Genomic DNA, 13,187 nt, shown 5'->3' on the forward strand with positions numbered 1-13,187 from the left:
ATGGCCATCAGCATTAATAAGAAGCGCAATTCCAAGAGCAAGTCGGCTGCGCGTAACCGCCGCCAGCTTCGCATCCGCAAGCGGATCTCCGGTACCGCGGCTCGTCCGCGCCTGGTTGTTAACCGCTCGGCCCGCCACGTATTCGTCCAGGTTGTCGATGACATCCGCGGCGTTACCGTGGCATCGGCTTCCACCATGGAAGCCGACCTGCGCGCACTGGAAGGCGACAAAACCGCCAAGTCCAAGCGTGTTGGCGAGCTCGTTGCAGAGCGTGCGAAGGCTGCCGGCGTAGAAGCCGTTGTCTTCGACCGCGGTGGCAACCGCTACCACGGCCGCATCGCGGCCGTTGCTGACGGCGCACGTGAAGGTGGGCTGTCACTGTGACCGAGGTTAACAAGGAAAAGGAAAACCAGGTGACTGAAGCTACAGCTGCGCAGGCAACTGAGACCAAGGACGCCGCAGCTCCCGCCACTGACGACCGCCGCGGCGGCCGCAAGGGCGAGCAGCGCTCCGACCGTGGAGGCCGCGGCGAACGCGGTGGCCGCGGTGGCCGCGACGGCGGACGCAACGATGAGAAGGACAAGTTCATTGAACGCGTCGTGACCATCAACCGCGTTGCCAAGGTCGTCAAGGGTGGTCGTCGCTTCAGCTTCACCGCCCTGGTAGTTGTCGGTGACGGCAACGGCATGGTCGGTGTTGGTTACGGCAAGGCCAAGGAAGTTCCCTCCGCTATCGCGAAGGCCGTTGAAGAAGCCAAGAAGACTTTCTTCCGCGTCCCGCGCATCGGTGGAACCATTCCCCACCTGGTCCAGGGTGAAGCTGCTGCAGGCGTCGTCCTGCTGCGTCCGGCTTCCCCGGGTACCGGTGTTATCGCCGGTGGTCCGGTCCGCGCCATTCTCGAATGCGCCGGAATCCACGACGTTCTGTCCAAGTCGCTCGGGTCCTCCAACGCCATCAACATCGTGCACGCCACGGTTGATGCGCTGAAGCGCCTCGAAGAGCCTCAGGCAGTGGCTGCACGCCGCGGCCTGCCGCTGGACGAGGTTGTGCCTGCCGCGATGCTCCGCAACATGCAGAAGGCAGGTGCCTGATGACTACTCCGAAGAACGTTGCCGTCAGCACGGCAAAACTGAAGATCACCCAGATCAAGTCCACCATCGGTGGTAAGCAGAATCAGAAGGACACGCTGCGCTCATTGGGCCTGCGACGCATCGGTGCTACCACCGTTCGCACCGCAGACGCCGTGACCGTTGGCATGATCAACACGGTTCCGCACCTCGTGAAGGTTGAGGAGGCGAATTAACATGGCCGAAGAAAACAACAACGAACACGCGCTGAAGGTTCATCACCTGCGTCCGGCACCCGGTGCCAAGACGGCCAAAACCCGTGTTGGCCGCGGTGAAGGTTCCAAGGGTAAGACTGCAGGCCGCGGTATGAAGGGCACCAAGGCCCGTTACCAGGTCAAGGCCGGTTTCGCCGGTGGCCAGCTGCCGCTGCACATGCGTCTGCCGAAGCTTCGCGGCTTCAAGAACCCGTTCCGTGTCGAGTTCCAGGTTGTAAACCTGGACAAGATCTCGGAGCTGTTCCCCGAAGGCGGCGAGATCACGGTTGCTGATCTGGTTGCCAAGGGCGCCGTTCGCAAGAACCAGCCCGTCAAGGTTCTGGGCACCGGCGACATCACCGTCAAGGTGAATGTCACGGCCGATGCCTTCTCCGCCAGTGCGGCAGAGAAGATCGCTGCAGCAGGCGGAACGACAACGGCGCTCTAAGCACCGTGTCCGTTTCGCGCAACGACTTTCGGCGGCCGGGCAACCGGCCGCCGGCAGTCCGCTGCGCTGCTCTCAGAACGACGACTAAACTCCTGGCGGGCCGCCTGTCGGCCCGCCGGGGGTTTAGTTTGTTTTAAGGCACTACCCCGCCGCGGGCTTCGTTAACGTTCTACGGGGTCAGAGCGGCTAGACTCTGTTTTTGTTACCAGTCCAATCGGACTCACCTACTTCAGATCTCATTCAGGAGGACGCTTGCTTAGCGCTATTGGCCGGGCTTTCCGGACGCCAGACCTGCGACGCAAGCTGTTGTTTACGCTGGGAATCATCACTATCTTCCGCATGGGTGCTTTTATCCCGGCCCCGGGTGTTGACTACGGCAATGTGCAGCAGTGCTTGGCTCTGGGTGCCACCTCGGGTGGCCTCTACGAATTCGTTAACCTCTTTAGCGGCGGCGCCCTGCTGCAGGTCTCCATCTTTGCCCTGGGCATCATGCCGTACATCACCGCCAGCATCATTGTTCAGCTGCTGCGCGTCGTGATCCCCCACTTCCAGGCACTCTATGAGGAAGGCGCACAGGGCCAGTCGAAACTGACGCAGTACACCCGGTACCTGACCATCGCCCTGGGCCTGCTCAACGCCACCACCGTCGTCTCGCTGGCCCGCACCGGAGCGCTGTTCAACAACGCCTGCTCCGTGCCGATCATCCCGGACGACAACATCATCACGGTCCTGCTGCTGATCATCACGTTGACCGCCGGTACCGGCCTCATCATGTGGATGGGTGAACTGGTCACCGAAAAGGGTGTCGGCAACGGCATGTCGCTGCTGATCTTCACCTCGATCGCCGCCGGTTTCCCGAGCTCCCTCGGAGCCATTCTCAGCGCCCAGGGCTGGACGGTGTTCCTGGCTGTCCTCGCCGTCGGCATCCTGGTGGTCGCCCTCGTGATCTTCGTGGAGCAGTCCCAGCGCCGGATTCCGGTGCAGTACGCCAAGCGCATGGTCGGTCGGAAGACGGTAGGCGGCACCAACACCTACATTCCGATCAAGGTGAACATGGCCGGCGTCATCCCCGTGATCTTCGCTTCCTCGATGCTTTACCTGCCGTCGCTGATTGCCCAGTTCAACACGCCCTCCACCGGCACCCCGCCGGAATGGGTCGTCTGGATCAACAACTACCTCACCAGCGGCGACCATCCGTTCTACATGGCGCTCTACTTCCTGATGATCGTGTTCTTCACGTACTTCTACGTGTCGATCACGTTCAACCCGGAGGAAGTCTCCGAGAACATGAAGAAATACGGCGGCTTCATCCCGGGCATCCGGGCCGGCCGCCCCACCGCCGAATACCTGCAGTATGTGCTCTCCCGCATCACTCTGCCCGGCGCTCTCTACTTGGGGTTTGTAGCCCTGATTCCGCTAATCGCCCTGGTACTGGTCGGAGCGAATGCGAACTTCCCGTTCGGCGGAACCTCGATCCTCATCATGGTTGGTGTGGGACTTGAAACAGTCAAACAAATTGACGCGCAACTGCAGCAACGTCACTACGAAGGGTTATTGCGATGACAAGAATGCTCATTATCGGGCCTCCCGGCGCCGGTAAAGGAACACAGGCCGCCCGGATCTCGGACCGGCTTGGTGTCACTGCAATCTCCACGGGCGACATCTTCCGCGCCAACGTCAAGAACGAGACGCCGCTGGGCCTGGAAGCCAAGAAGTACATCGACGCCGGAAACTTCGTGCCGGACAGCGTCACCAATGACATGGTGCGCGCCCGGCTGCTCGAAGACGACGTCGCCGACGGCTTCCTCCTGGACGGCTACCCGCGCACCGCCGCGCAGGTCGAAGAACTCGACGACATCCTGGCCAGCAAGGGCCAGAAGCTCGACGTCGTCCTGCAGCTGACCGCCGACGACGAAGAGCTCGTGGAACGCCTGCTGAAGCGGGCGCAGATCGAAGGCCGCGCCGACGACAACGAAGACGTCATCCGGCACCGCCTGGGCCTCTACAAGGCCCAGACCGCCGACGTCGTCGCCAGCTATGACCAGCGCGGCATCGTGGCTCGGGTCGACGGGCTGGGCGGCATCGACGATGTCACCGAGCGCGTCATGGAAGTCCTCAAGGATATTAGCTAAAGAGTTAGAAGAGATATGTTCGGCCAGCCTCGAATTGAATACAAAACCAACGCGCAGATGCGCACCATGCGGGAGGCCGGGCTCGTTCTGATCCGGGCCCTCGATGCGGCGGTTGACGCCGCGGTGGTGGGGGCAACCACCGCGGATGTCGATGCGGTTTTCGCCGCGGTGCTTCGGGAAGCGGGGGCAACCTCGAATTTCCTCGGCTACCACGGGTATCCGGCCACCGTCTGCGTGTCAGTGAATGAGGAAGTCGTTCACGGCATTCCGGGGGAGCGCATCCTCAAAGACGGGGACATCCTCTCCATCGACGGCGGCGCCGTCGTTGGCGGATGGCATTCGGATTCGGCACGCACGGTGATTGTCGGCACCGCTGATCCCGAGGACCAGCGCCTGTCCGAGGTCACCGAAGCGGCCATGTGGCACGGCATTGCCGCCGCCGCCAAGGGCCGTTTCGTTGGCGACATCGGTGCGGCCATTGACGACTACGTCTCCAGCGTTCCCGGCAAGCCGCTGGGAATCCTGGAGGACTATGTCGGCCACGGCATCGGAACCGAAATGCACCAGGCACCGGATGTGCTCAACTACCGGACCTCGCACAACGGTCCGAAGCTGCGGCCCGGGCTGTGCCTGGCGATCGAGCCGATGCTGGTCCGCGGCAAGATCGAAACGCTCACGCTGGAGGACGACTGGACGGTGGTGACCACCGACGGCTCGCGCGCCTCCCAGTGGGAGCATTCGGTCGCGATTCACGACAAGGGAATCTGGGTCCTGACTTCGCCCGACGGCGGTGCCTCCCGGCTCGCGCCGCTGGGCGTCACGCCGGTCCCCATTCCCTCGGACTGACACGACCGGTCCCGTGGTGCTGCCGGCCTTCCCCGGATCGGCGGAACGATTTAACATATCGGGACCCTTCGAGTAGAGTTATCTGTTGGTTGTCTCTACATTCGTGCCCTTTTCCAAGCATGTGCGCCGTGTCAAAACGGTTCCTGCGCGGTAGATGCGCAGGAAGCACCGGGGAGAACCACAGACAAAAACCGCCCTTCGAGCATACGAGGGGCACAGACGTTAGCGGAGGATATGGCCAAGAAAGACGGCGTCATTGAGATTGAGGGCTCGGTCAACGAAGCCCTGCCCAACGCGATGTTCCGCGTTGAGCTGGCCAATGGCCACATTGTGCTCGCACACATCTCGGGAAAGATGCGTCAACACTACATTCGCATCCTCCCCGGAGACCGCGTTGTGGTGGAACTCAGCCCGTACGACCTCACTCGGGGCCGTATCGTCTACCGCTACAAGTAAGAACCGCTGCATCGGCAGGCTGTGTCCCGGACAAGTGGGACGCCGGCTGCGAGCGGCTTAACCCTGCAACCACGCAAAGGATAACCATGAAGGTCCAGCCGAGCGTCAAGCAGATCTGCGATAAGTGCAAGGTGATTCGCCGTAACGGTCGAGTCATGGTGATCTGCGAGAACCCGCGCCACAAGCAGCGCCAGGGCTAATTTCCTGCTCTCAGGGACAGCCCACGCGTAGTAGTAATTGAATATGGCAGTGCAGCGTTGATACGCGTAACGCATACCCCCGGCCCGGAGGCCGGGGACCTGGCAACAGGGATGCACTGCTTCAGACCTCCGGTGACACAAAAGGAGAACCGCCGATATGGCACGTCTCGCTGGCGTTGACATTCCCCGCGAAAAGCGGGTTGTGATTGCGCTTACTTATATCTACGGCGTGGGTAAGACCCGTGCAGACCAGACCCTGGCAGAGACCGGCATCAGCCCGGAAACTCGCGTCAAGGACCTCACGGATGCTGAACTCGTTCAGCTGCGTGACTACATCGAGGGCAACTTCAAGGTTGAGGGTGACCTCCGCCGCGAGGTAGCCGCCGACATTCGCCGCAAGGTTGAAATCGGCAGCTACCAGGGTATCCGCCACCGTCGTGGCATGCCCGTACACGGCCAGCGCACGAAGACCAACGCTCGTACCCGCAAGGGCCCGAAGCGTACGGTTGCCGGTAAGAAGAAGGCCGCCCGCTAAACCTAGCGGTGTGAGGCCATGGCCCCTCGCGGGCCACCTAAACCAAACTCTTTGTAGGAGAAGTAATGCCCCCCAAGACTCGTGGAGCGGTCCGCAAACCGCGTCGCAAGGATAAGAAGAATATCGCGCTTGGCCAGGCGCATATCAAGAGCACTTTTAACAACACCATCGTTTCCATCACGGATCCGTCGGGTGCTGTTATCTCATGGGCTTCCGCCGGTGAGGTTGGCTTCAAGGGCTCGCGTAAGTCCACCCCGTTCGCTGCGCAGATGGCTGCTGAAGCCGCTGCAAAGCGCGCCCAGGAGCACGGCGTCCGCAAGGTCGACGTCTTCGTAAAGGGTCCGGGTTCAGGCCGCGAAACCGCCATCCGTTCGCTCCAGGCCACCGGCCTGGAGGTTGGCTCCATTTCGGATGTCACCCCGAGCGCGCACAACGGCTGCCGTCCTCCGAAGCGCCGCCGCGTTTAAGCAGCACTGCGGTACCGGTTGTATCCGGCGGGCGGTCCATCCTTCGGGGCGGGCCGCCCATCGGACGCCTCCGGCTCCGGGCACGTGGCTGCTAGCCGTCCAAGACGCCCGCGGAAGACCCGTCGTCGTCGTTTCCACCATTTGTGTTGCGTCATATAGCGGACGCTCGCTGAAAGGAAATGCAAGTGCTCATTGCACAGCGCCCTACCCTCACTGAAGAAGTCGTAGCTGACAACCGCTCGCGGTTCATCATTGAACCGCTGGAACCCGGTTTCGGCTACACCCTTGGCAACTCCCTTCGCCGTACGCTCCTGTCCTCGATCCCCGGTGCTGCAGTAACCAGCATTCGGCTCGAAGGCGTGCTGCACGAGTTCACCACGGTTCCGGGCGTGAAGGAAGATGTCACCGAGATCATCCTGAACGTCAAGAACCTGTCGGTCTCCTCCGAGCACGACGAACCCGTTGTCGCCTACCTGCGCAAGCAGGGTCCCGGCGTCGTGACGGCTGCGGACATCGCTCCGCCGGCCGGCGTGGAGTTCCACAACCCGGATCTGCACATTGCCACCCTGAATTCGAAGGGCAAGTTCGAACTCGAGCTGACCATCGAACGCGGGCGCGGCTACGTTTCCGCCAGCCAGAACAAGTCCGGTGACCAGGAAATCGGCCGTATTCCGGTCGACTCCATCTACTCACCGGTCCTGAAGGTGACCTTCCGCGTGGAGGCCACCCGTGTTGAACAGCGCACCGACTTCGATCGCTTGATCGTTGACGTTGAGACCAAGGATGCCATTGCACCCCGCGACGCCGTCGCGTCCGCCGGCACCACCCTGGTTGAACTGTTTGGCTTGGCTCGCGAACTGAACAGCGCTGCTGAAGGTATCGAAATTGGTCCGAGCCCGACGGATGCCGCACTGGCAGCCGACATGGCCCTGCCGATCGAAGACCTTGAGCTGACCGTGCGTTCCTACAACTGCCTCAAGCGTGAAGGCATCCACACTGTGGGTGAACTCGTTGCCCGCTCCGAGGCTGACCTGATGGACATTCGCAACTTCGGTGCAAAGTCCATTGATGAGGTAAAGGCAAAGCTGGTCGAGCTTGGTTTGTCCCTGAAGGATTCCCCTCCCGGATTTGACCTGGCCGCCCGTGCCGCAGCTATTGAAGAGGACGAGTCCGAATACTCGGACGACGAGCTCTAACACACGCAAAATTTTGCCGTCCGGGCCCAAGCCCGGTGCGGCACCGTTTGAGGAGAAAATGTAATGCCTACACCCACCAAGGGTAAGCGCCTCGGAGGCAGCCCGGCCCACCAGCGGCTGATGCTTGCGAACCTGGCTGCCCAGCTGTTCGAGCACAAGCAGATCACCACCACGGTGACGAAGGCCAAGCGCCTGCGTCCCTACGCCGAGCGCCTGATCACGTTCGCAAAGCGCGGAGACCTGTCTTCACGCCGCCGCGTCCTGGGCCTGATCTCGGACAAGGGCATCGTCCACGAGCTCTTCACCGACATTGCTCCGGCAGTCGAGAAGCGCGACGGCGGCTACACCCGCATCACGAAGATCGGCAACCGCAAGGGCGACAACGCTCCCATGGCTGTCATCGAACTGGTTCTCGAGCCCGTCTCGGCCAAGCAGGCCGTAGTGGCCGAAGCCGAAACCGCTGCAGCCGTTGCTGCTCCGGCGCCGGTTGAAGAATCCGCTGAGTCCGCCGACTCTGCTGATTCCGCTGAGTCTGCCGATTCGGCCGAGTCCGCTGAGTCTGCCGATTCCGCTGACGAAGCAGTGGAGACTGAAGAGAAGAAGTAATTTTTCCTTCAGCTCCGTGTCCCTTAATATTGAGGGCATGAGTATCGAAAGGCCCGCCGCGCCATCACTGGACGGCGGGCTTTTTCGTGTCCGGATGGATCTCTCCTACGACGGCGCCTCGTTTTACGGGTGGGCCGTCCAGGATGACCTTCCCACCATCCAGGGCACCCTTGAGGCGGCCCTGGAGGTCCTGGTCCGGCGCCCGATCCGGCTGACGGTCGCCGGCCGGACGGATTCGGGCGTGCACGCCCGGGGGCAGGTGGTCCACTTTGACCTCACCCGCGCCGAGTGGGAGGGGCTTTCCCGGGGTGCTGCGCTGACCCCGGAGGAGGCGCTGATCCGCCGCATGAGGGGGATCCTGAACAAGGACCTCACCATGCCGCTGCGCAAGGCCAAGGCACCCAAACGGGTCATCCACGCCATGGAGGGCGCCATTACGGTCCACTCCGCGTCCCTGGCCCCGGAGGGCTTCGACGCCCGCTTCTCCGCCCTGTGGCGCCGCTACAGTTACCGGATCGCCGACCGCGAGGCCAGCCGTGACCCGCTCACCCGGACGGTCACGCTCTGGCACGACTTTGCGCTGGACGAGCACCGGATGAACGCCGCAGCCCAGGCGGTCCTGGGCGTGCGGGACTTCCTCTCGTACTGCAAGCCCCGCGCCAGGGCAACGACGGTCCGGGAGCTGCAGGAGTTCTCCTTCCTGAGGCGGCCCGACGGCGTGATCGAGGCTCACCTGCAAGCCGACGCCTTCTGCCACAACATGGTCCGGTCGCTCGTCGGCGGAGCCATGCTGGTCGGGGCGGGGGAGCGGACCCCCGAATGGCTGGGGGAAAGGCTGCAGGCGCGGATCAGGGATTCGAAGTCCCTGCTGGCCGCTCCCCACCCGCTGATCCTTGAAGAGGTAAGGTATCCGGCCGATGAAGAAATGCAGCGGCGGGCCGAAAGCACGCGCACCCTGCGCGCGCTGTCCGGCTTTTGACCTGACTCCGTAAGCAGGCTATTGTTTATAGTCGTTGTGCGTGTCCTACCTCGATAGGTCTATGCCCACGGGAGCGGCTCGGTTGCAGAGCCACCTGGCCCCGGGGAAATAGCCGAGTACATCAGGACCACTGGTTACATCAGTCCTCACCTGACCATCCGGTAAACGCATAGAGAAGCTGTGGCTCATATGGCCTCCATGTGAGCCGCGCCACCTAAGAAGAAGAAACGAAGGCAAAAACCGTGCGTACGTACACCCCGAAGCCCGGCGACATCAACCGCCAGTGGCACGTCATTGACGCCACCGACGTTGTCCTAGGCCGTCTTGCCAGCCAGACCGCAACACTGCTGCGCGGAAAGCACAAGCCGACCTTCGCTCCCCACATGGACATGGGCGATTTCGTCATCATCATCAACGCTGAGAAGGTAGCCCTCACCGGCGCCAAGCTCGAACAGAAGCGTGCCTACCGCCACTCGGGTTTCCCGGGCGGTCTGTCCTCCGTCAACTACGCAGAACTGCTGGAGTCGAATCCGGTACGTGCAGTTGAGAAGGCCATCCGCGGCATGCTGCCCAAGAACTCCTTGGCTGCACAGCAGATCAGCAAGCTCAAGGTCTACCGCGGTGCAGAGCACCCGCATGGAGCCCAGCAGCCCAAGACCTTCGAAATCACCCAGGTCGCCCAGTAGTTCTGGCCCGCCAACTAAAGAATTTAATCAAGGAGAATCGTGGCTCAGAACACTGAAGAGCTCAATGAAACAACCGAGGAGCTTTCCAGCTACACCTCGGAAACCCCTGATGCAGCCGAGGCTGCGGTCAAGGAACGCCCGGCCCTGACGGTCGCCGGCTCCGCCGTTGGCCGCCGCAAGCAGGCAATTGCCCGCGTGCGCGTTGTTCCGGGCACCGGCAAGTGGCTGGTAAACGGCCGCGACCTGGCTGCTTACTTCCCGAACAAGCTGCACCAGCAGGATGTCAACGAGCCGTTCAAGGTCCTCGACCTTGACGGCGCCTACGACGTCATCGCCCGCATCCACGGCGGCGGCGCTTCCGGACAGGCCGGCGCGCTGCGTCTGGGTGTTGCCCGCTCGCTGAACGAGATCGACCGCGACAACAACCGCGCGACGCTCAAGAAGGCCGGCTTCCTGACTCGTGACGCACGCGTCATTGAGCGCAAGAAGGCTGGTCTCAAGAAGGCACGCAAGGCTCCGCAGTACTCGAAGCGCTAATCCAGCGCTACACGAAGAAGCCCGTTACGGAAGTCCTCGGACTCCCGTGGCGGGCTTTTTCGTGGCAGCTGCCGGACGCTCAGCAGCTTCAACTATTTACCTGAATTACCCGTGGCCTTGGCCGTGAAACCACCTCGCAGCCTCCGGTGCTTAGTCGCCGGCGGTGCAGGAGTGGCACAATGGCCCAGTGGGCTCTCCCGCCTGAATGCCTACGGCCCCGCCCCAAGTTTGAGGATTATGTGCGATGACTAGATTGTTTGGAACCGACGGTGTCCGTGGATTGGCCAATGGCCTGATCACCGCCGAAGTGGCCTTGGGGCTGGCACAGGCGGCCGCCGTCGTTCTGGGGCACCGGCGTGTGCAGGGCGGCCGCAGGCCCGTGGCGGTAGTGGCCCGGGATCCCCGCATCAGCGGGCATTTTATTTCCGCGGCTGTGGAAGCCGGACTGGCGAGCTCCGGCATTGACGTGTTCGACGCCGGCGTCCTGCCGACTCCCGCAGCGGCCTTCCTGGTGGCTGATCTGGATGCCGATTTCGGCGTGATGATTTCCGCCTCGCACAATGCGGCTCCGGACAACGGCATCAAGTTCCTGGCCCGCGGCGGCCAGAAGCTCGACGACGCCGCCGAAGACGCCATTGAAACCGAAATGGCAAAGCCCAGCCTGCGCCCCACGGGAGCCGATGTGGGACGCATCCACCGGTTCGCCGATGCCGAGGACCGCTACGTCATCCATTTGCTGCAGACGCTGCCGAACCGGCTGGAGGGGCTGAAAGTCGTCCTGGACTGCGCCCACGGTGCTGCCAGCGGCTGCTCGCCGCAGGTCTTTGCCGACGCCGGCGCCGAGGTGGTGGTCATCGGAGCAGAGCCCGACGGCCTGAACATCAACGAGGGCTGCGGCTCCACCCATCTGGAAATGCTTCAGGCGGCAGTCCTGGAACACGGGGCCGACCTGGGCGTTGCGCATGACGGGGACGCCGACCGGTGCCTGGCGGTGGACCATGAAGGAACCGTCATCGACGGTGACCAGATCATGGCCATCATGGCCGTGGCGCTGAAGGACGCCGGCAAGCTCAAGGACGACACCCTCGTGGCCACGGTGATGAGCAACCTGGGCCTGAAGCTCGCGCTGCGCGACGCCGGCATCACCCTCCTGGAGACCGGAGTGGGGGACCGGTACGTTCTGGAGGGCATGCGCGCCGGCGGCTACAGCCTTGGCGGCGAGCAGTCCGGACATGTGATCTTCTCCGAATTCGCCACCACCGGTGACGGCGTCCTGACCGGCCTGCAGCTCGCAGCGCAGGTGAAGCGCACCGGGAAGACGCTCAAGGAGCTGGCGCAGGTCATGAACAAGCTGCCCCAGGTCCTGATCAACGTCAAGGGCGTCGACAAGGCTGCGGTAAGCAGCAACGAGGCCGTTCTCCAGGCAGTCCTGGACGCCCGGATGGTTCTGGGCGAAACGGGCCGGGTGCTGCTCCGTCCCTCCGGCACCGAGCCCCTGGTGCGGGTGATGGTGGAAGCCGCGGACATGGAAACCGCTGCCTCCGTGGCCTCCAAGCTGGCCGAGACGGTGGAAAACCACCTCGCCCTGGAACCCTTCGCCAAGGCCTGAGACGCGCGCCTGACGCGGATCCGGATGCTTCCGCGCCGGCGCCGGCCCGGAACGGGCCTACGTTTTGCGCAGCAGCATCCGGGTCACTGAATGGTCCGAGTCCTTGGTCAGCACCAGCTGGGCACGACCGCGCGTCGGCAGCACGTTGGTGACCAGGTTCGGTTCATTGATGCGCTTCCAAATGCCCAGCGCCGTGGCCCGGGCTTCCTCATCGGTGAGTCCGGCGTAGCGGTGAAAGTATGAGTCCGGATTGGCGAACGCGCCGCCGCGCAGAGACATGAAGCGCTGGACATACCATTCCTCGATGTACGAGGTTCTCGCGTCCACGTAGATGGAGAAGTCGAAGAAGTCGCTCAGCGCGAGCCCTGCCCGGCCGTCGGCCCGCGTCCGCGCCGGAGCGAGGACGTTCAGGCCCTCCACAATCAACACGTCGGGGCGCCGGACCACAATCTCCGCTTCGGGCAGGATGTCGTAGGTCAGATGCGAGTACCTTGGCGCCCTGACCTCCTCCGCTCCGCTCTTGACCGCGCTGACAAAGCGCAGCAGCGCGCGGCGGTCGTATGACTCGGGGAACCCCTTGCGGTCCATGAGCCCCCGCCGCTTGAGCTCTGCGTTGGGATAGAGGAACCCGTCGGTGGTGATCAGCTCAACGTTCGGCGTCTCGGGCCAGCGCCGCAGCATTTCGCGCAGCACGCGCGCCGTCGTCGACTTGCCGACGGCCACCGACCCGGCGACCCCGATGACGAACGGGGTCCGGGTGGTCTTCTCGCCCAGGAATGTGGTGGTGGCGCTGTGCAGCCGTCCGGCCGCGGCAACGTAAAGGTTGAGCAGGCGCGAGAGCGGGAGATACACCTCCCGCACTTCATCCAGGTTCAGTTTTTCGCCCAGGCCGCGGAGCCGCAGGATGTCGTCCTGGTTCAGCGGGGACCGGATTTCGTTGGAAAGCCGGGACCAGGTCTGCCGGTCCAGCTCCACGAACGGCGAAAAACCGCTGTCGGCGCCGTTTCCGGAGGAGGCCTTGGCCGGATGAGGGGCTGCCTTTGATGTACGGTCTGTCACTTTACGATTCTGCCCTGCCGGGCAGCCAATCCAAAACGCCCGTTGCAGGCAACCGGATTTGGGCCGGCGGCACTCCAGCTGCGCTTTGCCGGTGTGGCTGCGGCTGCCGG

18 protein-coding genes are annotated in these 13,187 nt (G+C 63.1%); 17 read left to right on the forward strand and 1 reads right to left on the reverse strand.

Annotated elements, in window-relative coordinates; translation table 11 throughout:
• The 17 genes from rplR (at position 1) to glmM (ending at position 12,018) form a co-directional block, all read left to right on the forward strand.
• A complete protein-coding gene (rplR, locus tag QNN99_RS02895) occupies positions 1-384 on the forward strand; it encodes a 50S ribosomal protein L18 (RefSeq protein WP_229964893.1) in 384 nt (127 codons plus the stop codon).
• A 29-nt stretch (positions 385-413) separates the two neighbouring features.
• A complete protein-coding gene (gene rpsE, locus QNN99_RS02900) occupies positions 414-1,091 on the forward strand; it encodes a 30S ribosomal protein S5 (protein ID WP_210228079.1) in 678 nt (225 codons plus the stop codon).
• On the forward strand, positions 1,091-1,303 hold the full coding sequence (gene rpmD, locus QNN99_RS02905; RefSeq protein ID WP_229964894.1) for a 50S ribosomal protein L30: 213 nt from the start codon (positions 1,091-1,093) through the stop codon (positions 1,301-1,303). Before rpsE ends, rpmD begins: the two co-directional genes overlap by 1 nt.
• Before the next feature lies 1 nt (position 1,304).
• Positions 1,305-1,769: a 50S ribosomal protein L15 gene (gene rplO / locus QNN99_RS02910; protein WP_229964895.1), complete on the forward strand. Its 465-nt coding sequence runs from the start codon at positions 1,305-1,307 to the stop codon at positions 1,767-1,769.
• Between the two features lie 252 nt (positions 1,770-2,021).
• Positions 2,022-3,332: a preprotein translocase subunit SecY gene (gene secY, locus QNN99_RS02915; RefSeq protein WP_229964896.1), complete on the forward strand. Its 1,311-nt coding sequence runs from the start codon at positions 2,022-2,024 to the stop codon at positions 3,330-3,332.
• Positions 3,329-3,901, forward strand: a complete 573-nt coding sequence (locus QNN99_RS02920) for an adenylate kinase (RefSeq protein ID WP_229964897.1) — start codon at positions 3,329-3,331, stop codon at positions 3,899-3,901. The genes secY and QNN99_RS02920 overlap by 4 nt, the downstream gene beginning before the upstream one ends.
• Positions 3,902-3,916: 15 nt before the next feature.
• The gene (gene map, locus QNN99_RS02925; RefSeq protein WP_229964898.1) at positions 3,917-4,747 is read left to right on the forward strand and encodes a type I methionyl aminopeptidase; all 831 of its coding nucleotides are present in this window, start codon (positions 3,917-3,919) and stop codon (positions 4,745-4,747) included.
• A 234-nt stretch (positions 4,748-4,981) separates the two neighbouring features.
• Entirely contained in the window at positions 4,982-5,203 is a 222-nt protein-coding gene (gene infA, locus QNN99_RS02930) for a translation initiation factor IF-1 (protein WP_055239372.1), read from the forward strand.
• A gap of 86 nt (positions 5,204-5,289) precedes the next feature.
• Positions 5,290-5,403 (forward strand): 50S ribosomal protein L36, encoded by a 114-nt coding sequence (gene rpmJ, locus QNN99_RS02935; protein ID WP_012397712.1) that lies wholly within the window; start codon positions 5,290-5,292, stop codon positions 5,401-5,403.
• Between the two features lie 157 nt (positions 5,404-5,560).
• Positions 5,561-5,938 (forward strand): 30S ribosomal protein S13, encoded by a 378-nt coding sequence (rpsM, locus tag QNN99_RS02940; protein ID WP_210228092.1) that lies wholly within the window; start codon positions 5,561-5,563, stop codon positions 5,936-5,938.
• 65 nt (positions 5,939-6,003) lie between these two features.
• The gene (gene rpsK / locus QNN99_RS02945) at positions 6,004-6,405 is read left to right on the forward strand and encodes a 30S ribosomal protein S11 (RefSeq protein WP_104052715.1); all 402 of its coding nucleotides are present in this window, start codon (positions 6,004-6,006) and stop codon (positions 6,403-6,405) included.
• A 185-nt stretch (positions 6,406-6,590) separates the two neighbouring features.
• Entirely contained in the window at positions 6,591-7,601 is a 1,011-nt protein-coding gene (locus QNN99_RS02950; protein WP_210228094.1) for a DNA-directed RNA polymerase subunit alpha, read from the forward strand.
• 63 nt (positions 7,602-7,664) lie between these two features.
• Positions 7,665-8,207: a 50S ribosomal protein L17 gene (rplQ, locus tag QNN99_RS02955; protein ID WP_229964899.1), complete on the forward strand. Its 543-nt coding sequence runs from the start codon at positions 7,665-7,667 to the stop codon at positions 8,205-8,207.
• Between the two features lie 37 nt (positions 8,208-8,244).
• Positions 8,245-9,186, forward strand: a complete 942-nt coding sequence (gene truA, locus QNN99_RS02960; RefSeq protein WP_229964900.1) for a tRNA pseudouridine(38-40) synthase TruA — start codon at positions 8,245-8,247, stop codon at positions 9,184-9,186.
• Between the two features lie 242 nt (positions 9,187-9,428).
• Complete coding sequence (gene rplM, locus QNN99_RS02965) at positions 9,429-9,872, forward strand: 50S ribosomal protein L13 (RefSeq protein WP_229964901.1); 444 nt, start codon at positions 9,429-9,431, stop codon at positions 9,870-9,872.
• A gap of 39 nt (positions 9,873-9,911) precedes the next feature.
• Entirely contained in the window at positions 9,912-10,409 is a 498-nt protein-coding gene (rpsI, locus tag QNN99_RS02970) for a 30S ribosomal protein S9 (RefSeq protein WP_229964902.1), read from the forward strand.
• A 244-nt stretch (positions 10,410-10,653) separates the two neighbouring features.
• Positions 10,654-12,018, forward strand: coding sequence for a phosphoglucosamine mutase (gene glmM, locus QNN99_RS02975; RefSeq protein WP_229964903.1), 1,365 nt, complete (start codon positions 10,654-10,656; stop codon positions 12,016-12,018).
• 57 nt (positions 12,019-12,075) lie between these two features.
• On the opposite strand, the gene coaA is transcribed toward glmM, so the two are convergent.
• Positions 12,076-12,993 carry a type I pantothenate kinase gene (gene coaA / locus QNN99_RS02980; RefSeq protein WP_229965057.1) on the reverse strand — a complete coding sequence of 306 codons (918 nt, stop codon included), beginning with the start codon at positions 12,991-12,993 and terminating at the stop codon, positions 12,076-12,078.
• Between the last annotated feature and the right edge of the window lie 194 nt (positions 12,994-13,187).

The sequence above is a fragment of the Arthrobacter sp. zg.Y820 genome (genome assembly GCF_030125555.1).
GTDB lineage: Bacteria > Actinomycetota > Actinomycetes > Actinomycetales > Micrococcaceae > Arthrobacter_B.

Bases quoted from the DNA above. Each gene is read 5' to 3' on its own strand.
- infA (WP_055239372.1), top strand. From the start codon at position 4,982: ATGGCCAAGAAAGACGGCGTCATTGAGATTGAGGGCTCGGTCAACGAA.
- rpmD (WP_229964894.1), top strand. From the start codon at position 1,091: ATGACTACTCCGAAGAACGTTGCCGTCAGCACGGCAAAACTGAAGATC.
- QNN99_RS02920 (WP_229964897.1), top strand. From the start codon at position 3,329: ATGACAAGAATGCTCATTATCGGGCCTCCCGGCGCCGGTAAAGGAACA.
- rpsM (WP_210228092.1), top strand. From the start codon at position 5,561: ATGGCACGTCTCGCTGGCGTTGACATTCCCCGCGAAAAGCGGGTTGTG.
- rplQ (WP_229964899.1), top strand. From the start codon at position 7,665: ATGCCTACACCCACCAAGGGTAAGCGCCTCGGAGGCAGCCCGGCCCAC.
- rplR (WP_229964893.1), top strand. From the start codon at position 1: ATGGCCATCAGCATTAATAAGAAGCGCAATTCCAAGAGCAAGTCGGCT.
- rpmJ (WP_012397712.1), top strand. From the start codon at position 5,290: ATGAAGGTCCAGCCGAGCGTCAAGCAGATCTGCGATAAGTGCAAGGTG.
- rpsK (WP_104052715.1), top strand. From the start codon at position 6,004: ATGCCCCCCAAGACTCGTGGAGCGGTCCGCAAACCGCGTCGCAAGGAT.
- rplO (WP_229964895.1), top strand. From the start codon at position 1,305: ATGGCCGAAGAAAACAACAACGAACACGCGCTGAAGGTTCATCACCTG.
- truA (WP_229964900.1), top strand. From the start codon at position 8,245: ATGAGTATCGAAAGGCCCGCCGCGCCATCACTGGACGGCGGGCTTTTT.
- map (WP_229964898.1), top strand. From the start codon at position 3,917: ATGTTCGGCCAGCCTCGAATTGAATACAAAACCAACGCGCAGATGCGC.
- glmM (WP_229964903.1), top strand. From the start codon at position 10,654: ATGACTAGATTGTTTGGAACCGACGGTGTCCGTGGATTGGCCAATGGC.